Source organism: Aeromonas sp. Y293-4 (assembly GCF_027705905.1).
In the GTDB taxonomy this organism is placed as follows: domain Bacteria; phylum Pseudomonadota; class Gammaproteobacteria; order Enterobacterales; family Aeromonadaceae; genus Aeromonas; species Aeromonas veronii.
Genome location: NZ_JAPDCI010000005.1, coordinates 143,377 through 161,977 on the forward strand (window position 1 = coordinate 143,377; position 18,601 = coordinate 161,977).

Below are 18,601 nucleotides of genomic sequence, written 5' to 3' on the forward strand. Positions count from 1 at the left end.
ACAACCAACCGACAGGTAATTGTGATGAAACAGAGATTGAAAGCGGTGGCGCTGGCCATCGGGTGCGCGCTCACCGTCGCCCCGGCCTGTGCCGAACCGGTACAACTGACGCCACTGGATAAAACCTTCACCCTGCAGGTGCTCGGCAGTGGTGGCCCCATCTCCGACGACCTGCGTGCCTCCTCCAGCGAGGTGATCTGGTGGAAGGGGAAATCCCGCATCCTGATCGATGCCGGTGGCGGCGTCTACCTGCGCTTCGGCCAGGCGGGGGCCAAGCTCGAAGAGGTCGATTTTATCGGCATCACCCACTTCCACACCGACCATGTGACCGACCTGCCCGCCCTGCTCAAGGGGGCCTATTTCTTCGAGCGCAGCGATCCGCTGGATCTGGCGGGGCCAGAGGCCGGTTCGGCCTTCCCCAGCATGAGCGGCTACTTCGATGCCCTCTTCAACAAGGACAAGGGCGCTTATGCCTACCTGAGCGGCTTCAAGGATGGCACCGATGGCCTCTTCCCCATCACCTTGCACGATGTGCCCTACCAGAGCCCGCAGCCTCACACCGTCTATCAGCAGGATGGGCTGACCATCACCGCCCTCGGCATCCCTCACGGTGACGTGCCCTGTCTGGCCTATCGCATCGAGAGCGCCGAGGGGACCATCGTTATCTCTGCAGATCAGAACGGCAGCAACCCGGCCTTTGTGCCGTTTGCCAAGGGGGCCGACATTCTGGTGATGCCGCTCGCCATCCACGAAGGGGCCGACCCTGTCTCCGCTTCGCTTCACGCCAAGCCATCTGTGGTGGCCAAGATTGCCGCCGAGGTGAACCCCAAGCTGCTGGTGCTCAACCACTGGATGGGGGTTGGCCTCAATCACAAGAAAGAGGCGATGGCCATCGTCAAACAGCAGTTCCACGGCCAGATCGTGGCTGCCCGTGATCTCTCCAGCTACCCCGTTTTATCCGTCAAGGAGTCCGCTCATGAGTAACTCAAGCAGCAACAAAACCACCGGCAAACTGACCCTCTCCATCGCCATGACCAGCCTGATTGCCCTGACTCCGGGGCTGGCGCTGGCGGCCACCCCGAGCGATGCGCCGGTGAAAGCCGCCCCCAGCGAACAGCACGGCGGCAAGTGTGCGGCGGGCAAGTGCGGCACCGAGAAGCGCTTTGAAAAGCAGGCCCTCGACAGTGATCCGCAGGGGCGGCTGGTACGCGCCCGCGATGGCAAGTGTGGCGTGGCGGGCGAGGGGATTGATGGCAATACATCCAGCCAGGGCAGCAAGATGACGGAGGGGGTATGCGGCCAATAAGCTCCCGCAGTCGGGGGATCGGGCTGCGTCAGGAGCATCTGGATGCGCTCTGCTCCGGCCCCGTCCGCCCCGGCATCGACTTTCTCGAGCTGGCGCCGGAGAACTGGATGGCCATCGGCGGCGCCAAGCGGGCGCAGCTGCATCAGCTGGCCGAGCGTTACCCGCTGGTGGCCCACGGGCTCAGCCTCTCCCTCGGCGATTGTCAGCCCCTTAATCGCCCCCTGCTCAGCCAGATCCGCACCTTTCTGGATGAGTTCGGCATCGGGATCTACAGCGAACATTTGAGCTTTTCCCGCGACCAGCAGGGCTATCTCTATGAGCTCTTACCGGTGCCGCGGCAGTGGGAGAACATCCCCTATCTGGCCGAGCGGATCGCGCAGGTGCAGGAGGCGCTGGCCCGCCCGCTGGTGCTGGAAAATATCTCCTACTACCACGGCTATGACCACGAGATGCCGGAGGAGGATTTTCTCGCCGAGCTGGTGGCGCGCAGCGGCTGCGAGCTGCTGCTCGATATCAACAACGTTTTTGTGAACAGCCGCAACCACGGTTACTGCCCCAAGCGGATGATCGCCGGGCTGCCGGGCAATGCGATCCGCTATTTCCATATCGCCGGTCATCTGGAAGAGGCGGACGGCACTTTATTGGATACCCATGGCAAACCGGTGTGCGAGGAGGTGGTGGCGCTGGCCCGTTATACGGTGCAGACCCACGGCCTGCGCCCCCTGCTGCTGGAGCGGGATCACCATCTGCCACCGCTGGCAGAGCTGGAGGCCGAGCTGGCGCGGGTGCACGGCGCCTGTTGCGAGGCGATTGACAGTCAGGTGCGGGAGGTGCGCTATGGATAGACGGTTATCACTGATCACTGCGCCCAAAACGGCGCCGCAGCGAATGCAGCAGCAGACCGCCTGGCTGGCGAGCCGGGTGCGGCTGCCGCAGGATGGCATCGCCAGCCACTATGCCCGCAGCGTGCGCGCCAATGTGGAGTCGGTGCTGGAGAGCGCCTTTCCGCTCACCCACGCTCACTGGGCGCCGGTGGACAGGTGGCAACTGGTGGAGGGCTTTGTCATCGCGCACGGCGCCGAGGCCCCCGAGTTTCACCATATCGCCACCGAGTTTGTCCGCTATGTGCAGCATCGCCACGGCGAGGGCTCTCTCAACTGGCCCAGGCAGCGGCTGGCGCTGCTGGAGTACGAGTGGGCCTGCCTCTGTGTCGAGATTGATGAAGGGGTAGTGCCGCAAGTTATATCGGGGGAGGAGGTGACGGCGGAGAGTCCGCTTGTGCTCAACCCTACCCTGCAACTGCTTGAACTCCCCTTTGCCATTCGTCGCAGCGGCGTGGTGCCGACCCGGCAGGGCAACCACTTTTATGGCCTGTTTCGCAGTCCGGATCATCAGGTAGTGACCCAGCGGTTGCGCGAATGGGACGTGGCGCTGATCCAGCTGCTGCAACAGCAGCCGGGGATCACCCAAGCCGCGTTCCTGCAACAGGTGCAACAGGTTCGCCGCGACTTTGATCTGATCGAGTGGGCACGCCATTTTTACCGGCTGGGTCTGCTGACCCTGCCCGTTGGCGAGCGCCAGCCCGGCGCCCCCTTGCATCCATTTAGCAAACACCAAGGAGAATTCCCATGAACAACACCCTGATCCAGTGGTACGAGCGGGCGGTGGCCCAGTGCAAGCGGCTCGATTTTCTGGCCCTGCTGGCCATTCGCCTCTATCTCATTCCGGTCATCTATGTGGGGGCCCACTCCAAGGTGATGGGCTTTGCCGGCACCGTCGCCTGGTTTGGTGCCCCGGTCTCGGAAGGGGGGCTCAACCTGCCGTTCCCGACCCTGCTCGCCTTTCTGGCGGCGGGCACCGAGGTGCTGGGCTGCATCTGCATTGCCCTTGGCCTTTTTACCCGCATCATGGCCATTCCCACCATCTTCCTGATGAGCGTGGCGAGTGCCATGGTGCACTGGAAGCACGGCTGGGACGCCATCGCTACCGGCAGTATGGAGGCTACCTTGCGCCTCAACGGCTTTATCGAGTGGCTGGCCGCCAACTTCCCCGGTCGCTACAACTACATCACTGAGCTGGGTGATCCCGTGATGCTCAACAACGGGATGGAGTTTGCCGCCACCTACTTTGTGATGCTGCTGGTGCTGCTGGTTTACGGCGGGGGCCGTTACGTCAGCCTCGACTACTGGCTCAAGCGTGCCGTGACCGGCAAAGCAGGCGTGTAACAGGCGGCATAAGGCTTGCCCACGGATAACAAAAATCATAACGACAGAGCGTGAAAAACAGCGAGCGGCCGGGGGCCGCTCGCTGTTTTTGTGCTGTGTGGGGGGGAGTGTCAGCTGCGTCAGCCGTTACTGGTAGCGGCCAACCGCGATGGGGGACTCCTGCTCAATCTGGCCAAGGCGCTCGGCCCACTGGGCGAGCCAGGCTTCCCGCTCTTCTTGCGAGACCCGCACCGGGGCATAGCAGATATGGGGGCGCAGCACGTCAAAGCCGACAAATTGCAGGATCCCGCGCTGGATGGGGCGCAGCACCCCGTCGATATCGCCGTTGAAGCCGCCGGGCAGATAGGTCTCGGCAGGGCCGCCGGTGGTCAGGCTCAGCAACGCCCGCTTGCCGCGAAACTTGCCGCTCTCGTAGATATGGCCCTGACCATAAACCCGCCCCATGGCAAAGACCCGATCCACCCACCCCTTGAGAATGGCGGGCAGGCCAAACCACCAGAGCGGGAACTGGAAGATCAGCAGGTCGGCCGCCTCCAGCTTTTGCATCTCCTGCTCCAGCTGCGGGGCAAAGCTGCCCTGCTCGGTGGCAGCCAGCTCTTCAAGCTGCAGCTTGAGAAAATCGGGATCGCTGGCGGCGGTGAAGTTGCGCCGATCCGAGACGGGATCAAAGCCCATGGCATAGAGATCGCTGGTCATCACTGTGTGGCCCGACTGCTCCAGCGCCCTGATGGCGTGGCAGAAGAGGGCACCGTTGAAACTTTTGGGTTCGGGATGGGCATAGACGATAAGCACCTTCATAACAGACTCCGTGGCAAATGATGCGAGGGTGACAGGCTTGGTTGCTGAAACAGTTGCTGAAATGGTTGCCGGGTTAACGCTGTGTCACAGCATAGAAGCCTGCCGCGCCGATTGCAGCAGGCGCCACGCTCTTGCGTGACGCCTGCTGGCGCAGCTTATGCCTGACAGGCGGCGAGCCGGACGGCTTCGCGGCGCTCACTGACATGGGTCAGCCCGTAGGCCAGTAGCACGATAAGGGCGCCGATCCAGGGGGTGTGCATCAGGCCGAGGTGTTCCACCACCAGGCCACCGACGACGGAACCGAGCGCAATGCCGACGTTGAAGGCGGCGATATTGAGGCCCGATGCCACATCCACTGCCTTGGGGGTGTGCAGTTCGGCCTGCTTCACCACCAGTACTTGCAGACCCGGCACGTTGCCGAAGGCAAAGGCGCCCCACACCAGCACGGTGAGCACCGCCAGCACCGGATGGGGGGCGGTGAAGGTGAGGGCCAGCAGCACCAGCGCCAGACCGGCAAACAGCAGCTTCAGCGCCGGCAATGGGCCCATCTTGTCGGCCAGCTTGCCGCCCCAGATATTGCCGACGGCAACCGATACCCCGTACACCAGCAGGATCAGGCTCACCGCACCGGCGCTAAAGCCGCTCACCTGCTGCAGGATGGGGGCGAGGAAGGTAAACGCCGTGAAGGCGCCGCCATAACCGAGGGCGGTTTTGGCGTAGACCAGCAGCAGCGGCTTCTTGGTCAGTACCGAGAGTTGCTCGCGGATGGTCGAGGCCGCCCCCTTGGGCAGGTTGTTCGGGATCAGCAGCAGGCTACCCACCATGGCGACGAGGCCGAGCAGGCTTACCACCAGAAAGGTTTCACGCCAGCCAAAGACCTGACCAATCCAGGTGCCGAGCGGTACGCCGGTCACCAGCGCCACGGTAAGGCCGCTGAACATGATGGCGATGGCACTCGCCGCCTTCTCTTTGGCCACAAGACCCGTGGCGATGGTGCTGCCTACCGAAAAGAAGACCCCGTGGGCCAATCCGGTCAGGATGCGGGCCACAATCAGACTCTCGTAACCGGGGGCCTGCCAGGCCAGCAGGTTGCCGGCGGTAAAGAGTGCCATCAGCCCCACCAGCAGCCACTTGCGCGGCACCTTGCCGGTGAGCGCCGTGAGCACGGGGGCGCCGATGGCCACGCCAAGGGCATAGAGGCTGACCAGCAGGCCCGCCGAGGGGAGCGAGACATTGAGCTGCTCGGCGATGGTGGGGATAAGCCCCACAATCACAAATTCGGTGGTGCCGATCGCAAAGGCACTTAAGGTAAGGGCAAATAACGCCAGTGGCATAACAACTCCTTGGTTAGGGACTCCCGATGGGAGAATGGCGCCAGTATGCCGATGGGTTTTGTTGGCAAAAATGACGGTGACATCAAATTACTTTTGCCAAATCAGCAGCAATGGCGATGGGGAGGAGGGGGTTGTGTTGCACGCTGTGCGAGCGTAACGCAGTGATCTGCTTCGCAGAACGGGATTAACGCTGCTCCTTTTCTGAGCTTGCTTAAGCTCCAGTACAAGCTGGCCGCCATAGGATTTTCCCTGTGAAACCCTCGTGTGTTGAACCCATGTGCGCCGCCGGTGTTGTGATGGCCGTGCGCTTTCATCTACAGGCAATAGACAGGCAATATCCAGCTGACAGGTAACATGATGACATTGAACCGACTCTCCTCTCTTTTGCTGCTGTGCGGCGCCTTTGCGGTACAGGCCGGCCAGAGCGATCCCCTCTCAGCCTGGAATGACACGGCGGCCAAGCAGGCGATCACCCGCTGGGTAACCAATGCCACCGATCAGCAGCAGGCCACGTTTATTCCGCCAGAGAAGCGCCATGTGGTGTTTGACAATGACGGCACCCTCTGGCCTGAAGCGCCCATGACCTATCAGCTGCAGTTTGCGATGGACGAGATCAAGCGCCTAGCACCGGAACACCCGGAGTGGAAGGCCGACCCCATCGTCGCGGCAGTGCTGAACAATGACCTCAAGGCAGTGGCCAAATCGGGGGAGAAGGGGCTAGCCAAGCTGGTGGGACTGACCCACAGCGGCATGACTACCACCGAGTTTGCCGAGCGGGTCACTCGCTGGGTCAACAGCAGCAAGGATCCCCGTTTTGGCTGCCACTACGATCAGCTCGGGTATCTGCCGATGAAGCAGCTGCTGGGGTATCTGCGGGATAATGGCTTCCAGACCTGGATTGTCTCCGGCGGCGGCGTCGATTTTATGCGGGTGATGTCCGAGCAGATGTATGGCATCCCGCCCCAGCAGGTGATTGGCTCCTTTACCCTTGGCGAGTTTGCCCTGACCGGGGAGGGCAGCGAGATCCGCAAGACCATGAACGGCGCCTATTTCGATGACAGCAAGGCGAAACCGGCCGCCATTCACCTCTTTATGGGGCAGCGTCCGGTCGGCGCCTTTGGTAACAGCGATGGCGACGTGCCCATGCTGCAATACACCTCGACCAATCCGGATTACCACACTTTCGGCCTGCTGGTGCACCACACCGATGCCAAGCGCGAATACGCCTACGACAGCCATCCGCCAGCCAGCGGCAAGCTGATCGACGGGCTGGCACAGGCAAAAGCACGGGGCTGGGTGGTGGTCGATATGAAATCAGACTGGAATCAGGTGTTCGATCCCGCCCTTTGCCAGAACGCGCCCTGATTGCGGGGCTGCATCTGGCATCAATATGGCGGCTGGACGTTCAGCAAGCGCTGCAAAGCGTGAGGCAAGAAAAGAGACAGGGAGAGCATGATGCTCTCCCTGTTTTATCTGGCTTGCTGGCAGAGCCAGCCTTTTTTCGCGTTAGTCTCACGCCTTTCGTGTCAGTCCCATGCGGGGGCAAAGTCGGGATTGGCGCAGCGCTCGCCCCGATCCAGCGTGGCGATGGCGGCCATCTCCTCGCTGCTCAAGGTGATATCGAGAGTGGCCAGATTGGCGGCCTGATTCTCCCGCTTGGTTGAGCTCGGGATCACTGTCATCTCCTGCGCCAGCAGCCAGGCCAGCGACACCTGCGCCGCCGATACCCCGTGGCGCTTGCCAATCTCCATCAGCAGCGGCTCGCTCAGCACCTTGCCATAGGCGAGCGGCATATAGGCGGTGACGGCGATACCGTGAGCTTTGCAGAACTCCACCACCTTGCGGTTTTGCAGCAGCGGATGAACCTCGATCTGCTGGTGAGCGATGGCCCCCGGCCCCAAAATCTCGATAGCTTGTTTGAGCTGGGCCACGGTGAAGTTGGAGACCCCGATCTCCCGGGTCAGGCCTTGTGTTTTGGCCTCAGCCAACTGCTCCAGATAGACTGCCATCGGCACCTCATCCTTGGGGGAGGGCCAGTGGATCAGCGCTAGATCCAGATAGTCGGTGCCCAGTTTTTCCAGGCTTACCTCCAGGCTCGGGATCAGCTTGCCCGGGCCAAACTCGCTGGTCCACACCTTGGTGGTCAGGTAGATCTCGTGACGGGCAACAGTGCTGCGGGTCAGCACGGCACCGACCTCGGCTTCATTGTCATAGATCTGGGCGGTATCGATATGGCGATAGCCCAGCTCCAGACCGTTGGTCAGGGTGGCAAGCAGCGGCTCGCCCTTCAGGCGGAAGGTGCCCAGACCCATGGGTGGCATATTGATCATCTCGTTCCTCTCGTTCCTCTCGTTCCTCAATGGGGTGGTGGTTGGCCCTTTATGGGCTGAACAGAAATAGGCTCTAGGGCCAGTCAGGCGCCCAGCGGCTGATAGCGGCGAATGGTGCTGCTGGCAAACCAGGGCTCGGCCTTGGCGACAAATTCCGTAAAGTGGGGCTGACCCTGATGGGCGGTGAGGGCGGCTTCGCTCTCCCATACCTCGTAGAGCATCCAGCTGTTTGGATTGTCCAAGTCCTGATGCAGCTGATAGCGCTGGCAGCCCGCCTCTTGCAAGGTGGCCGCAATCAGCGGCTCAAGGGCGGCGCGAAACTGGGCGGCGAATTCGGGTTTGGCTTCAAGCTGGGCAATCACAATCACGGGTGATGACATCTGAACCTCCTTGGCAAAAACGAAGGGTCAGTATGCCTGCCGTGACTTGCTGAAAACAGGGCGCTGGTTGCAAAACAGTATTGAGGGGAGAGCAGCAATGGGGATAACTATGCAGATTATTCCAGCACTGTTCACGCTTGAGCTTATATTAATTATTATGAAGTGGTGTTATACAGGTTAACACCACTTCACTTCAATTAAACTAATGGAACGCCATCAAATTTCACACCTTTCCTGACTCCATTTAAGCCAGAGAGTTTTACGCGTAGTGAGGTTAACTTCTGGGAGTTTTCATTAGTCAGTTTAAATGCAATCATTACGGTTGTTTTTACACCTTTTGGCAAAGCGAAGGTTTTATATGTTGATACATTTGATGAGCCTATAACTAATGAGTCAAGCTCCATCTCATTGCTTACGTCATCAAAGGCGCGAGTATCACCAGAAAAAGAAACATCCCGATCTGCATTATTATTTAGAAGATCTAATTTGCACGCAATTTTTCCCATTACCTTCTGACATCCACGCAGTTGGATCGAGATGTTCTCGATGGTTTCTATACGTTTTCCAAGAATAGTTGCACTGTCATTGTAGGCGTAAACAGCTTCTTGCTCCGAACTTCCAAATAATGGGTCTTGGTATTTTGTCCCCACCCAGAAAAAGCTAAATGCTGTAACGAAATATATAATAACAACTGATAGGTGACGAATAACCGAGGGGAGTTTTTGAAGAAAAAAATAAACAACGACCCAACATATGGCAACTAAAGAAGAAGTAAATAAAAGGACATTTTTCCAGTTGATTGCTTCCATTCCCAAAACTGATGGGTCTGGCACAACGTATGTAAATACTGCCCAGCCGGCCCCAAGAAGTGAGGTTAAGAAACCAAAAGACCATCCAAGTATACTTTTATTTTCCATGCAACCCCCGATCAAAATAAATAAAAGGTAAGTGAATTATAATCATGCCCCCACTTCATTTCTTAATAAAAACCATTATTTACATTAGGATGAAGATGCATGATTTACTGAAAATCCAATAAGTTTTGATTAATTAAATTAATTTTTTTCAAAGAGCAAAAAATTATGGTTTTTCCAAAAAACCATGGATGTGAATTTTATTCCATTTGAGGCCCTCCTTGCAATGGTCAGATCAAGAAATTAAGTTAGCAGATGCTTATTTATCCCTCCTCATTTACTAACAGAAGGACGCTCTGAGTGATGAGAGTTCTTCATATCTTGCTGTAGGCACTCAACTGTTTGCTCATCTAGTGAATTGTTCGGTTATCTGTGGCAGTGAACGTTGTCCAAGCTATGACCAATCATTACAAGGCTGCCATGATGGCCGGATGAAGCTTTTTTGCGATCACCATGCCAAGGAAAATGGAGGCAAATAGAGGGAGAGGATCCCAGCTTCGTCGATAGCTGCGCCAGTTGCCATTGTGGTGGCGGAAAAGCCTGTAGGCGAGAACCAAGAGGCCAATGGCGGTTTGGATGAGGCAGTTAATTGAAAAGCTGATAAAAAATTTAACGAAATCTGGCAAGGTGAGAGTCCGAGTCTGTGAAAGTGTGCTCTTCAGAGCCTGTATTGCACCCAGTTTCAATCGGCAGCAGGAGCTTTAACCTTCTTCTCTGTGCCTTCACTGATGTGCTGGTGCTCCAACTGCTCCCATGGGGTCAATCCAAGCTGCCGGCGCTTGAGCCAGAGTCCAATTAAGGTGAAAAGACCAAATACGCCAGCGAACATGGCTGTGTTGAACAGGGCTGATAAAAGATCCCTTCCCTCTGGATGCCAGACGAATGTCCACATAATCAGACCCCATAACGGCGCAATAGAGAGGCCGGAACAGAGGAAATTGGTAAGCCAGCCCGCGTAATAAGGCGGCTTGACGGGGACGCCGAGTTTACGCAGCAATTTGAACAGCCACGGATTGTAGTGAAATTCCTTGAGGCCACTGTCAGCCAGTAGTTGATGGGCAATAGCCAGCCGTTCTTCAAACTCCATTAATGTATCTCCTTGATAACATGGCTTCATACGATTCCTTTTTATAGCATTCTACTGATTAAACAGGATGAGAGATAGTGATTCTCTCTGGTTATTTCTCTTCGAAAAACAAGATCGTCTCTCTGAGCACGCTTGCTAATCCACAGCGGCTGCGCCTATAAAGGCCCATTACTCTTGTCCGGATAACAGCAATGAAGACCCATTCTGATGAACTGACCCTGTTTGTGGCGGTGGTGGAGGCGGGCAGTTTTCGCCAGGCGGCGGAGAACCTCGGCATGGACAACTCGGTGGTGAGTCGCGGCATCAAGCGGCTGGAGGAGAAGCTCTCAACCGTTTTGCTCAATCGCACCACCCGCCGGGTCAGCCTGACCGAGGAGGGGAGCTGGTTCTATCAGCGGGCGGTGAAGATCCTGACCGAGATGAGCGAGGCGGAGGGGCATCTGCTGATGCGCCGGGAACAACCCGAAGGGGTGTTAAGAGTCGATGCCGCCACCCCCTTTATCCTGCACCGGCTGGTGCCGCTCATCGGCGAGTTTCGCCGCCGCTACCCCGCTATCGAGCTACAGCTGCACAGCTCGGAGGGTTTTATCAATCTGATGGAGCGGCGGGTGGACATGGCCATCCGCATCGGCGAGCTGACCGACTCCTCCCTGCGCGCGCTGCCCCTTGGCCGTTCGCGGCTGCGGCTGCTGGCCTCTCCCGCTTATTTGAGCGAGCGCGGCACCCCACGCCAACCGGCGGATCTGCTGAGCGGTCACGAGCTGCTCGGCTTTTTGCATCCCGATCACCTCAACCACTGGCCGCTGCTCAGTGCCGAGCAGGGGGATCGCTTTGCCATCACCCCCAGCCTGCGAGCCAGCAGCGGCGAAACCTTGCGTCAGCTGGCGTTGGCGGGGCAGGGGATCGTCTGTCTGTCAGATTTCATGACCGGGCCGGATCGGGAGAGCGGCGCGCTGGTGGAGGTGCTGGCCCGCAGCAACAGTGGCGCCTCGCGCCCCATCAATGCGGTCTTCTACTCCGATGCCCAGCGGGATATCCGGCTGCGGGTCTGGCTCGATTTTCTCAAAGAGCAGCTGGGCAGCCATACCCTGTAGTTCAGGTTGGTTTGTGCGGTTTGTTTGAACGGTTCGTCGCTGCGGTTTGCTTAACGAAAAACAAGCCGCGCCTTCGTTACGGCCAATCAGCATGAGCCAGGCGGCAGATAAACAGACGGCCGACTTGAGGGTCGGCCGCCGGTTCGGGAAGGTGTGTGAGCTGAAGCGCAGTTAGCGGGGCAATTTGCCCCATACCCGGCTGAGCAGGGCGCCGCCGATCACCGGTGGAATGGCCAGCAGTAGGGTCCACTGCCAGGAGAGGCCGCCGACGGTGGCGGCCAGTACGATGCAGGTGAGCACCACCAGTTGGGCCACCATCATCAGGAAGGTGCCTTCGCGGGGGGTCAGGGTCTCTTTTTGAGTGGCGACGTGGGCTACGGGCGCTTGATTGGTGGTCGGTTTCATGGCGATATCCCTCTGTTGAGTCTGATATCACTAAGCAATGGCCATTCCACATTTTTTCATGTTAATTATCAATTGCTTGCAAGTCTTGTCGTCATTCCCGTTTCGAGAGCGCAGGCAAAATGATTTGCAAAATGAAAACGCCACCCTGCGGTGGCGTCTTGGTTATTGAGAGGGAGAGGGGGAAGCGCCGGGCCTAGCCAATCCGGTATTGGCGGATCTGCTCGTCGATGGCCTTGGCCAGTTCGAACAGTTCGCGGCTGGCGGCATTGCTCTCCTGCGCGTGTTCCCGCTGGTGTTCGGCCACCATGGCCAGCTCGTCGAGCGCCGTTCTGGCTTGCCCCATCTGTTGATTCTGCGCCTGCGCCAGCGCACTGATCTCGTTGATCTCGAGGGCGGTCTGGTTGATCTGGCTGGTGGCATCAACCAGCACCTCTCTGGCCTGATTCATCCGGTTGTATCCCTCTTCGCTCAGGTTGCGGGAGTCTGCCATCGAGCTGCTGGCCTGCCGCGTTCCCTCCTGCAGGCGCAAGATAAGATCCTGCACATCCTTGGTGGCGGTCTGGGTACGCACCGCCAGTTGGCGTACCTCGTCGGCCACCACCGCAAAGCCCCGTCCCATATCCCCCGCCCGGGCCGCTTCGATGGCCGCATTGAGGGCCAGCAGGTTGGTCTGGTTCGAGACATCGCGGATGAGGTTCATGATCTGGGTGATGTTGTTGCTGTCTTTCACCACCTCATCGAGCAGGGCCGAGGAGCTGCCGATGCTGCTGCGCAAGCTGTCGAGTTGCGCGGCGCTCTGGGTCACATCCTGCTCGATGCTGAGCATATGGTTGGCGATGCGTTGGGTCACGTCGTTGACCCCTTCCGAGCGGCTGGCGATCTGCTCGGCGTTGTCACCGATGGTGGTGACCACAGTGGTCAGCTCCTGAATGCTCTGGGCCTGCTGGCACGCTTCTCCTGCCAGTGCCTGGGCCTGCTGCATGGATTGGGACGACTGGGCGGAGAGGGCGCTGCCTGACTGCTGGAAGCGGGAGAAGCTCTGGTTCAGGCTCTGGATCAGCCGATTGAAGCTTTGGGCCATCAGCCCCAGCTCCGACTCGTCAGAGAAGTCGAGGCGGGTTGCCAGATCCCGATCGGCAGTGATGTGATGCATGCCATCGGCAGCCTGACGAATGGGGCGACTGATGGAGTGAGCCAGCCAGGCGGAGGCCAGCATGGCGATCCCGCCGATGGCGAGCGACACCATGATAATGAGCTGGCGGGATTCCTGCAGTCCCTCTTCCAGCTCGGCGCTGTTGATCTCGCCAATCAGCAGCCGGTTGAGGGTGGGGATGTAACGCACCGCGATGAGGTAGGTTTGTCCCTCCAGCGTTAGCGCCTCTACGGCCACCTGTTCCCGGGCATTGGGAATAAGCCGCTTGACGGTATCGAGGAAGGATTGCTGGTGGTGGGCGGCCCCTTCTACCTCCTGCTCGGGGTGGATCTCGATATTGCCCTCCATGTCGGCCAGATAGACCTGACCGCTCTTGCCGATCCGGTAGCCGCTGATGAGCTTGCTCAGGGCACTCATGTCGATGGAGGTGCCAGCCACCGCCAGGGTTTTGCCCTCGTGGGTGACGGCGGTGTTGATATAGAGGGAGGCGCGCTTGTCAAAATCGGAGATGTCGAGGTTCAGCTCATAGGGTTTGCTGCGTTTGAGAAAGCCGAAAAACCACTCATCTTTCGGGTCTGATTCGCTCAGCGATTTCTGGGCGGTGGGGCCGCCGCTGAAGTTGATCAGGGTGCTGCTCTGGCGGGGGGCGATAAAGACGTTGCCGCCGATCCGCCGTTGCAGATCCTGAAAGTAGCGCTCCATGGCGGGCCACTCTTGCTCTGGCATGCCAGCGGTCAGCCAGTCTATGACAAAACGGTTGCTGGCCAGCGCCTGCGCCTCGGTGAGGTGCTGGATAAGCTGGGCGGTCAGCTGGTTGGCAATGCGATCCACGCTGCTTGGCAGCTCGTAGCGTTCGACCCGCTGCTGGGCCTGACTGTGGGATATCTGCTCGAGGATCAAGGTGATGCAGCTGATGGCGATGGCCATCAGTATCGCCACGCCAGCGAGGATCCGGGTGCGGATCCCGAGCCCTGACCAGAGTGAGTGCAGTGTAAAACGGTGTATCGCCCTCTCCATATCGCTCTCCTCATAAATAAGGTCGCATATGCGACCCAGATGATGATTATAGATAGAGAACTCAATTGTGTTGTGGCGGATGGTGACAACAGAGGGCGGCAGAAAAACAGGAGGGAGCAATGGGCGGGGAAGGGGCAGAAACCAGCAAGGGAAAGCAAAAAAGAGAGGCCGACATTGCGGTCGGCCTCTTGGGTGTTTATCTCAACGGAATGTCGGGTGCCCGATCAATCCTCTTCAGCCCAGCGGCGTGAACGCTCAACCGCTTTTTGCCAGCCGCTGTAACGTTTGGCGCGATCGTCTCTGTCCATCTGCGGGATGAACTCGCGGTCCACGCTGAACTTGTCTTCCAGCTCGTCCGAGCTCTTCCAGAAGCCGACTGCCAGACCTGCCAGGAAGGCGGCGCCCATGGCGGTAGTCTCGATGCGGGTCGGACGTACCACAGGGGTGTGCATCATGTCAGCCTGGAACTGCATCAGGAAGTCGTTGGCTACGGCGCCGCCGTCTACTTTCAGCGCTGCCAGCTTGATGCCGGAGTCCTGCTGCATCGCATCCAGCACATCGCGGCTCTGATAGGCGATGGATTCCAGCGCGGCACGGATGATGTGGTTGCGGTTGGCACCACGGGTCAGACCGACCATGGTGCCGCGAGCATACGGATCCCAGTAGGGGGCGCCCAGACCGACGAAGGCCGGCACTAGATAGACACCGTTGGTGTCACCCACCTTGGAGGCGAAGTAGTCGGTATCGCGGGCATCGTGGATGATCTTCAGCTCGTCACGCAACCACTGGATGGTGGCGCCGCCCATGAATACCGCACCTTCCAGCGCGTAGTTCACTTCCCCTTTCGGGCCGATGGCAACGGTAGTCAGCAGGCCGTTGCTGGAGCGAACCGGCTCGGTGCCGGTGTTCATCAGCATGAAGCAGCCGGTGCCGTAGGTGTTCTTGGCCATCCCTTTTTCAAAGCAGAGCTGGCCGAACAGGGCAGACTGCTGGTCACCGGCAATACCGGCGATGGGGATGCGGGAGCCGCCGCCACGGGTGGTGTAGCCGTACACTTCTGAAGAGGGTTTCACTTCCGGCAGCATGGACATGGGGATGCCCAGCTCGTCCAGCATCTTCTCGTCCCACTTCAGCTCGCGGATGTTGTAGAGCATGGTACGGGAGGCGTTGGTCGGGTCAGTGACGTGCACTTCGCCATTGGTCATCTTCCAGACCAGCCAGGTATCGATGGTGCCGAACAGCAGCTCACCGTTCATCGCCTTCTCGCGGGCACCTTCCACGTTGTCGAGGATCCACTTCACCTTGGTACCGGAGAAGTAGGCATCCAGCACCAGACCTGTGTTCTCGCGAACGTACTCTTCCAGACCGCGAGCTTTGAGCTCTTCGCAGATGGCGGCGGTGCGGCGGCACTGCCAGACGATGGCGTTGTAGATGGGCTTGCCGGTGGCCTTTTCCCAGACAACGGTGGTTTCACGCTGGTTGGTGATACCGATGGCGGCGATCTCTTCGCTGCGCAGGCCGGTCTTGGCCAGTACTTCGGTAAAGACGGAGGATTGGGTCGCCCAGATCTCCATCGGGTCGTGCTCTACCCAGCCCGCTTTCGGGTAGTGCTGGGTGAATTCGCGCTGGGAGGTACCGACAATGTTGGCATCCTGATCAAACACGATGGCGCGGGAAGAGGTGGTTCCCTGGTCCAGAGCGACGACATATTTCTTTTCAGCAGACATGATGTTCTCCACGTTTCTATTTTCCACGTTTTTATACGTTGGAGGGGGCCGCTCTTATGCGGCAGCCTCTTCTTTGGCGGTTTGGGTCGCTTGCTCGGTGGTGACGACACGGTTGCCCGGGACGCAGGGAGCCAGCACTTTGACATACAGAGCGGTACCAATCTGGGCGCCAACGATGGGGCCAAGGATCGGAACCCAGAAGTAGGGATTGTCACGACCACCGGTCAGGGCAACATCACCCCAGCCAGCAAAGAACGCGAACAGTTTCGGACCAAAGTCACGGGCCGGGTTCATGGCAAAACCGGTTAACGGGCCAAGGGAGGCACCGATCACCGCGATCAGGATACCGATCAGCAGGGCGGCCGCGAATCCTTTGGGGGCGCCGTTGTTGTTGTCACCCAGCGCCATGATGCCCAGCATCAGGACGGCAGTGATCACCAGCTCGACGGCAAAAGCTTGCATGTTGGTCAGCAGGGCATTGGGGTAGGTGGAGAAGATCCCGGCGGTGCCGAGGCTCTCGACGCTGCCGCGCACCACGTTATGGGTCACTTCCCACTGGGTGAAAAGGTTACCATAAAGGAAGTAGACAAGGGCGGCGAAGCAGAAGGCACCGGCCATCTGGGCGATGATGTAGGGGACCACCTTGCGCTTGTCGAACCCGCAGAAGGTCATCAGCGCCAGGGTTACAGCAGGGTTCAGGTGAGCACCTGAAATACCGCCGGTCACATAGATGGCGATGGCCACACCCAGACCCCAGGTAATGGAGATTTCCCACTGCCCGAAGTTGGCGCCTGCCAGCACCAGTGCCGCCACACATCCGACGCCGAAAAATATCAGCAGGCCGGTTCCGATAAACTCGGCGATGCACTCGCCAAGCAGGGTATTGGGTCTTTGTATGCTCATACTTTTGTTCCTTATATCCACCCGTAGAGGTTTGATGTTCCGTTTTATCTTTTTGTGTCTATCCGTTGCTGCCGAAAACGTTTCCTTGTTGTTTTTGCGTCTTGCGCAAACGTTATGCTCGTTTGCGCTCGTTATCGGTCGTGACAGAAAATAACCCTTCCCAATAATTTCACCATCCCCCCTCCATAGGAAATGTGGACAAGATCCCACTCATTGCTAAGAAAATGTGACGTAAAGCATCTTGATAACAACCAGTTACCACTTAGGGGGTAGCTCGCAACCCTTGCCACATAAGGGCTGGTGCTTGCTGAGTGATTTCTCATTTGGAGCTTTTATTTGTAATAAAACTGCAATATTTGAGCATGCATCACAGATTAAATGAGCGCATATGAGCACAATAGGCTCGCTTACGAATCGGCGGACTCACATGATTCGTTGGAATGGTCAGGGCATCCTCAACCGCCCATAACAACAATAAGGAAGCAGAACATGCTTAGTCTCTTCAGGCCTGCGGCGCACATCGACAGGCTCCCGGCTGACAAGGTCGACCCCTTCTATAAACGCATGCGTTGGCAGGTGTTTTTCGGGATCTTCTTCGGTTACGCCGGCTACTATCTGGTACGGAAAAACTTCAGTCTGGCGATGCCCTATCTGATCGAGCAGGGCTTCTCCCGTGGTGATCTCGGTTTCGCGCTCTCCGGGGTCTCCATCGCTTACGGTTTGTCCAAGTTCCTGATGGGGAACGTCTCTGACCGTTCCAACGCCCGTTACTTCCTCTCCGCCGGTCTGCTGCTCTCGGCTGCCATCATGTTCATGATGGGTACCATGCACTGGGCCACCTCCAGCATTGCCATCATGTTTGTGCTGTTGTTCCTCAACGGTTGGGCACAGGGCATGGGCTGGCCGCCCTGCGGTCGCACAATGGTGCACTGGTGGTCACAGAAAGAGCGCGGCGAAGTGGTTGCGGTCTGGAACGTGGCGCACAACGTGGGTGGCGGCATGATTGGCCCGCTGTTTATCCTCGGGATGGGCTGGTTCAACGACTGGCGCAGCGCCTTCTATGTGCCTGCGGCAGCGGCGGCCGCCATCGCGGTGATCGCCTTCTTCGTGATGCGTGATACCCCGCAATCGGTCGGTCTGCCTCCCATCGAGGAGTACAAGAACGACTATCCGAAGGATTACAACGAAAGCCACGAGCAGGAGTTTTCCGCCAAGGAGATCTTCGTCAAGTACGTGCTGCACAACAAACTGCTGTGGTACATCGCGATCGCCAACGCTTTCGTTTACCTCATTCGTTACGGTGTGCTGGACTGGGCGCCAACCTACCTGAAAGAGGCCAAGCACTTCACCGTCGACAACTCCTCCTGGGCTTACTTCCTCTACGAGTGGGCCGGTATTCCGGGCACCCTGCTGTGTGGCTGGATCTCTGACAAGATGTTCCAGGGCCGCCGTGCACCGGCCGGTATCCTGTTCATGGTGCTGGTGACCCTGGCTGTACTGGTCTACTGGTTCAACCCGGCCGGCAACCCGACCATCGACATGATGGCGCTGGTGGCTATCGGCTTCCTGATCTACGGCCCTGTCATGCTGATCGGCCTCTATGCTCTTGAGCTGGCACCGAAGAAAGCAGCCGGTACAGCGGCAGGTTTCACCGGTCTGTTCGGTTATCTGGGCGGCGCCGTGGCAGCCAACGCCATGCTGGGTTATACCGTTGACCACTTCGGTTGGGATGGCGGCTTCATGGTGCTAACCGTCTCCTGCGTGCTCTCCATCATCCTGCTGGCGATGACCCTCAAGCATGAGAACATTGCCGTTGCGGCCAAGAAAGCGGCTGCCCATAAGGCATAAAACGTGATCCTCAGCTTATTGATCCCAAAGGGGATCAGGTAAACTGCCAAAAGGCCCCGCATCTGCCGGGGCCTTTTTTT

19 protein-coding genes are annotated in these 18,601 nt (G+C 58.4%); 8 read left to right on the forward strand and 11 right to left on the reverse strand.

Going from position 1 to position 18,601, the window contains the following annotated elements; translation table 11 throughout:
• Positions 1 to 24: 24 nt before the first annotated feature.
• Genes OKC31_RS07905 through OKC31_RS07925 form a run of 5 tightly spaced genes read left to right on the forward strand, consistent with a single transcriptional unit; the run spans position 25 to position 3,531 of the window.
• Positions 25 to 984, forward strand: coding sequence for an MBL fold metallo-hydrolase (locus OKC31_RS07905; RefSeq protein WP_206875528.1), 960 nt, complete (start codon positions 25 to 27; stop codon positions 982 to 984).
• A complete protein-coding gene (locus OKC31_RS07910; protein WP_042056354.1) occupies positions 977 to 1,306 on the forward strand; it encodes a hypothetical protein in 330 nt (109 codons plus the stop codon). Before OKC31_RS07905 ends, OKC31_RS07910 begins: the two co-directional genes overlap by 8 nt.
• Positions 1,294 to 2,151, forward strand: a complete 858-nt coding sequence (locus tag OKC31_RS07915; protein ID WP_270656688.1) for a DUF692 domain-containing protein — start codon at positions 1,294 to 1,296, stop codon at positions 2,149 to 2,151. Before OKC31_RS07910 ends, OKC31_RS07915 begins: the two co-directional genes overlap by 13 nt.
• Positions 2,144 to 2,938: an HvfC family peptide modification chaperone gene (locus OKC31_RS07920; protein ID WP_270656691.1), complete on the forward strand. Its 795-nt coding sequence runs from the start codon at positions 2,144 to 2,146 to the stop codon at positions 2,936 to 2,938. The genes OKC31_RS07915 and OKC31_RS07920 overlap by 8 nt, the downstream gene beginning before the upstream one ends.
• Positions 2,935 to 3,531 carry an HvfX family Cu-binding RiPP maturation protein gene (locus OKC31_RS07925; RefSeq protein ID WP_005347058.1) on the forward strand — a complete coding sequence of 199 codons (597 nt, stop codon included), beginning with the start codon at positions 2,935 to 2,937 and terminating at the stop codon, positions 3,529 to 3,531. The genes OKC31_RS07920 and OKC31_RS07925 overlap by 4 nt, the downstream gene beginning before the upstream one ends.
• A gap of 126 nt (positions 3,532 to 3,657) precedes the next feature.
• Here the strand turns inward: OKC31_RS07925 and OKC31_RS07930 are convergent, their stop codons facing one another.
• A complete protein-coding gene (locus tag OKC31_RS07930; protein WP_270656694.1) occupies positions 3,658 to 4,329 on the reverse strand; it encodes an NAD(P)H-dependent oxidoreductase in 672 nt (223 codons plus the stop codon).
• A 155-nt stretch (positions 4,330 to 4,484) separates the two neighbouring features.
• Positions 4,485 to 5,663 (reverse strand): MFS transporter, encoded by a 1,179-nt coding sequence (locus OKC31_RS07935; RefSeq protein ID WP_041208527.1) that lies wholly within the window; start codon positions 5,661 to 5,663, stop codon positions 4,485 to 4,487.
• Positions 5,664 to 6,017: 354 nt separating this feature from the next.
• Between OKC31_RS07935 and OKC31_RS07940 the strand changes: the two genes are divergently transcribed.
• Positions 6,018 to 7,028, forward strand: a complete 1,011-nt coding sequence (locus tag OKC31_RS07940; RefSeq protein WP_233267785.1) for an HAD family hydrolase — start codon at positions 6,018 to 6,020, stop codon at positions 7,026 to 7,028.
• Between the two features lie 161 nt (positions 7,029 to 7,189).
• Here the strand turns inward: OKC31_RS07940 and dkgB are convergent, their stop codons facing one another.
• From dkgB to OKC31_RS07965, 5 genes are all read right to left on the reverse strand, one after another.
• Entirely contained in the window at positions 7,190 to 7,993 is an 804-nt protein-coding gene (gene dkgB / locus OKC31_RS07945; RefSeq protein ID WP_270656695.1) for a 2,5-didehydrogluconate reductase DkgB, read from the reverse strand.
• Between the two features lie 83 nt (positions 7,994 to 8,076).
• Positions 8,077 to 8,373, reverse strand: coding sequence for a putative quinol monooxygenase (locus OKC31_RS07950; RefSeq protein WP_040097728.1), 297 nt, complete (start codon positions 8,371 to 8,373; stop codon positions 8,077 to 8,079).
• A 197-nt stretch (positions 8,374 to 8,570) separates the two neighbouring features.
• Positions 8,571 to 9,290 carry a hypothetical protein gene (locus tag OKC31_RS07955; protein WP_270656697.1) on the reverse strand — a complete coding sequence of 240 codons (720 nt, stop codon included), beginning with the start codon at positions 9,288 to 9,290 and terminating at the stop codon, positions 8,571 to 8,573.
• 404 nt (positions 9,291 to 9,694) lie between these two features.
• Entirely contained in the window at positions 9,695 to 9,913 is a 219-nt protein-coding gene (locus tag OKC31_RS07960) for a hypothetical protein (protein WP_159163860.1), read from the reverse strand.
• A gap of 56 nt (positions 9,914 to 9,969) precedes the next feature.
• Positions 9,970 to 10,374 (reverse strand): DUF6404 family protein, encoded by a 405-nt coding sequence (locus OKC31_RS07965; protein WP_005350859.1) that lies wholly within the window; start codon positions 10,372 to 10,374, stop codon positions 9,970 to 9,972.
• Positions 10,375 to 10,565: 191 nt separating this feature from the next.
• Between OKC31_RS07965 and OKC31_RS07970 the strand changes: the two genes are divergently transcribed.
• Complete coding sequence (locus tag OKC31_RS07970; protein WP_043825711.1) at positions 10,566 to 11,468, forward strand: LysR substrate-binding domain-containing protein; 903 nt, start codon at positions 10,566 to 10,568, stop codon at positions 11,466 to 11,468.
• A 171-nt stretch (positions 11,469 to 11,639) separates the two neighbouring features.
• Here the strand turns inward: OKC31_RS07970 and OKC31_RS07975 are convergent, their stop codons facing one another.
• The 4 genes from OKC31_RS07975 to OKC31_RS07990 all read right to left on the reverse strand — a co-directional run bounded on the left by OKC31_RS07975 (position 11,640) and on the right by OKC31_RS07990 (position 16,673).
• Positions 11,640 to 11,873, reverse strand: a complete 234-nt coding sequence (locus tag OKC31_RS07975; protein ID WP_019446771.1) for a hypothetical protein — start codon at positions 11,871 to 11,873, stop codon at positions 11,640 to 11,642.
• A 193-nt stretch (positions 11,874 to 12,066) separates the two neighbouring features.
• Positions 12,067 to 14,043: a methyl-accepting chemotaxis protein gene (locus OKC31_RS07980; protein WP_270656699.1), complete on the reverse strand. Its 1,977-nt coding sequence runs from the start codon at positions 14,041 to 14,043 to the stop codon at positions 12,067 to 12,069.
• A gap of 224 nt (positions 14,044 to 14,267) precedes the next feature.
• Complete coding sequence (gene glpK / locus OKC31_RS07985; RefSeq protein ID WP_005337546.1) at positions 14,268 to 15,770, reverse strand: glycerol kinase GlpK; 1,503 nt, start codon at positions 15,768 to 15,770, stop codon at positions 14,268 to 14,270.
• Between the two features lie 54 nt (positions 15,771 to 15,824).
• Positions 15,825 to 16,673: an MIP/aquaporin family protein gene (locus OKC31_RS07990; protein ID WP_005350866.1), complete on the reverse strand. Its 849-nt coding sequence runs from the start codon at positions 16,671 to 16,673 to the stop codon at positions 15,825 to 15,827.
• Between the two features lie 489 nt (positions 16,674 to 17,162).
• On the opposite strand from OKC31_RS07990, the gene glpT reads away from it, so the two are divergent.
• Positions 17,163 to 18,521: a glycerol-3-phosphate transporter gene (gene glpT, locus OKC31_RS07995; RefSeq protein WP_005337540.1), complete on the forward strand. Its 1,359-nt coding sequence runs from the start codon at positions 17,163 to 17,165 to the stop codon at positions 18,519 to 18,521.
• Positions 18,522 to 18,601: the final 80 nt, after the last annotated feature.

Coding starts and splice junctions, on each gene's coding strand:
- OKC31_RS07955 (WP_270656697.1), bottom strand. CDS start 9,290: ATGGAAAATAAAAGTATACTTGGATGGTCTTTTGGTTTCTTAACCTCA.
- glpT (WP_005337540.1), top strand. CDS start 17,163: ATGCTTAGTCTCTTCAGGCCTGCGGCGCACATCGACAGGCTCCCGGCT.
- OKC31_RS07905 (WP_206875528.1), top strand. CDS start 25: ATGAAACAGAGATTGAAAGCGGTGGCGCTGGCCATCGGGTGCGCGCTC.
- OKC31_RS07990 (WP_005350866.1), bottom strand. CDS start 16,673: ATGAGCATACAAAGACCCAATACCCTGCTTGGCGAGTGCATCGCCGAG.
- OKC31_RS07925 (WP_005347058.1), top strand. CDS start 2,935: ATGAACAACACCCTGATCCAGTGGTACGAGCGGGCGGTGGCCCAGTGC.
- glpK (WP_005337546.1), bottom strand. CDS start 15,770: ATGTCTGCTGAAAAGAAATATGTCGTCGCTCTGGACCAGGGAACCACC.
- OKC31_RS07910 (WP_042056354.1), top strand. CDS start 977: ATGAGTAACTCAAGCAGCAACAAAACCACCGGCAAACTGACCCTCTCC.
- OKC31_RS07975 (WP_019446771.1), bottom strand. CDS start 11,873: ATGAAACCGACCACCAATCAAGCGCCCGTAGCCCACGTCGCCACTCAA.
- OKC31_RS07920 (WP_270656691.1), top strand. CDS start 2,144: ATGGATAGACGGTTATCACTGATCACTGCGCCCAAAACGGCGCCGCAG.
- dkgB (WP_270656695.1), bottom strand. CDS start 7,993: ATGATCAATATGCCACCCATGGGTCTGGGCACCTTCCGCCTGAAGGGC.
- OKC31_RS07980 (WP_270656699.1), bottom strand. CDS start 14,043: ATGGAGAGGGCGATACACCGTTTTACACTGCACTCACTCTGGTCAGGG.
- OKC31_RS07965 (WP_005350859.1), bottom strand. CDS start 10,374: ATGGAGTTTGAAGAACGGCTGGCTATTGCCCATCAACTACTGGCTGAC.
- OKC31_RS07970 (WP_043825711.1), top strand. CDS start 10,566: ATGAAGACCCATTCTGATGAACTGACCCTGTTTGTGGCGGTGGTGGAG.
- OKC31_RS07935 (WP_041208527.1), bottom strand. CDS start 5,663: ATGCCACTGGCGTTATTTGCCCTTACCTTAAGTGCCTTTGCGATCGGC.
- OKC31_RS07940 (WP_233267785.1), top strand. CDS start 6,018: ATGATGACATTGAACCGACTCTCCTCTCTTTTGCTGCTGTGCGGCGCC.
- OKC31_RS07915 (WP_270656688.1), top strand. CDS start 1,294: ATGCGGCCAATAAGCTCCCGCAGTCGGGGGATCGGGCTGCGTCAGGAG.
- OKC31_RS07950 (WP_040097728.1), bottom strand. CDS start 8,373: ATGTCATCACCCGTGATTGTGATTGCCCAGCTTGAAGCCAAACCCGAA.
- OKC31_RS07930 (WP_270656694.1), bottom strand. CDS start 4,329: ATGAAGGTGCTTATCGTCTATGCCCATCCCGAACCCAAAAGTTTCAAC.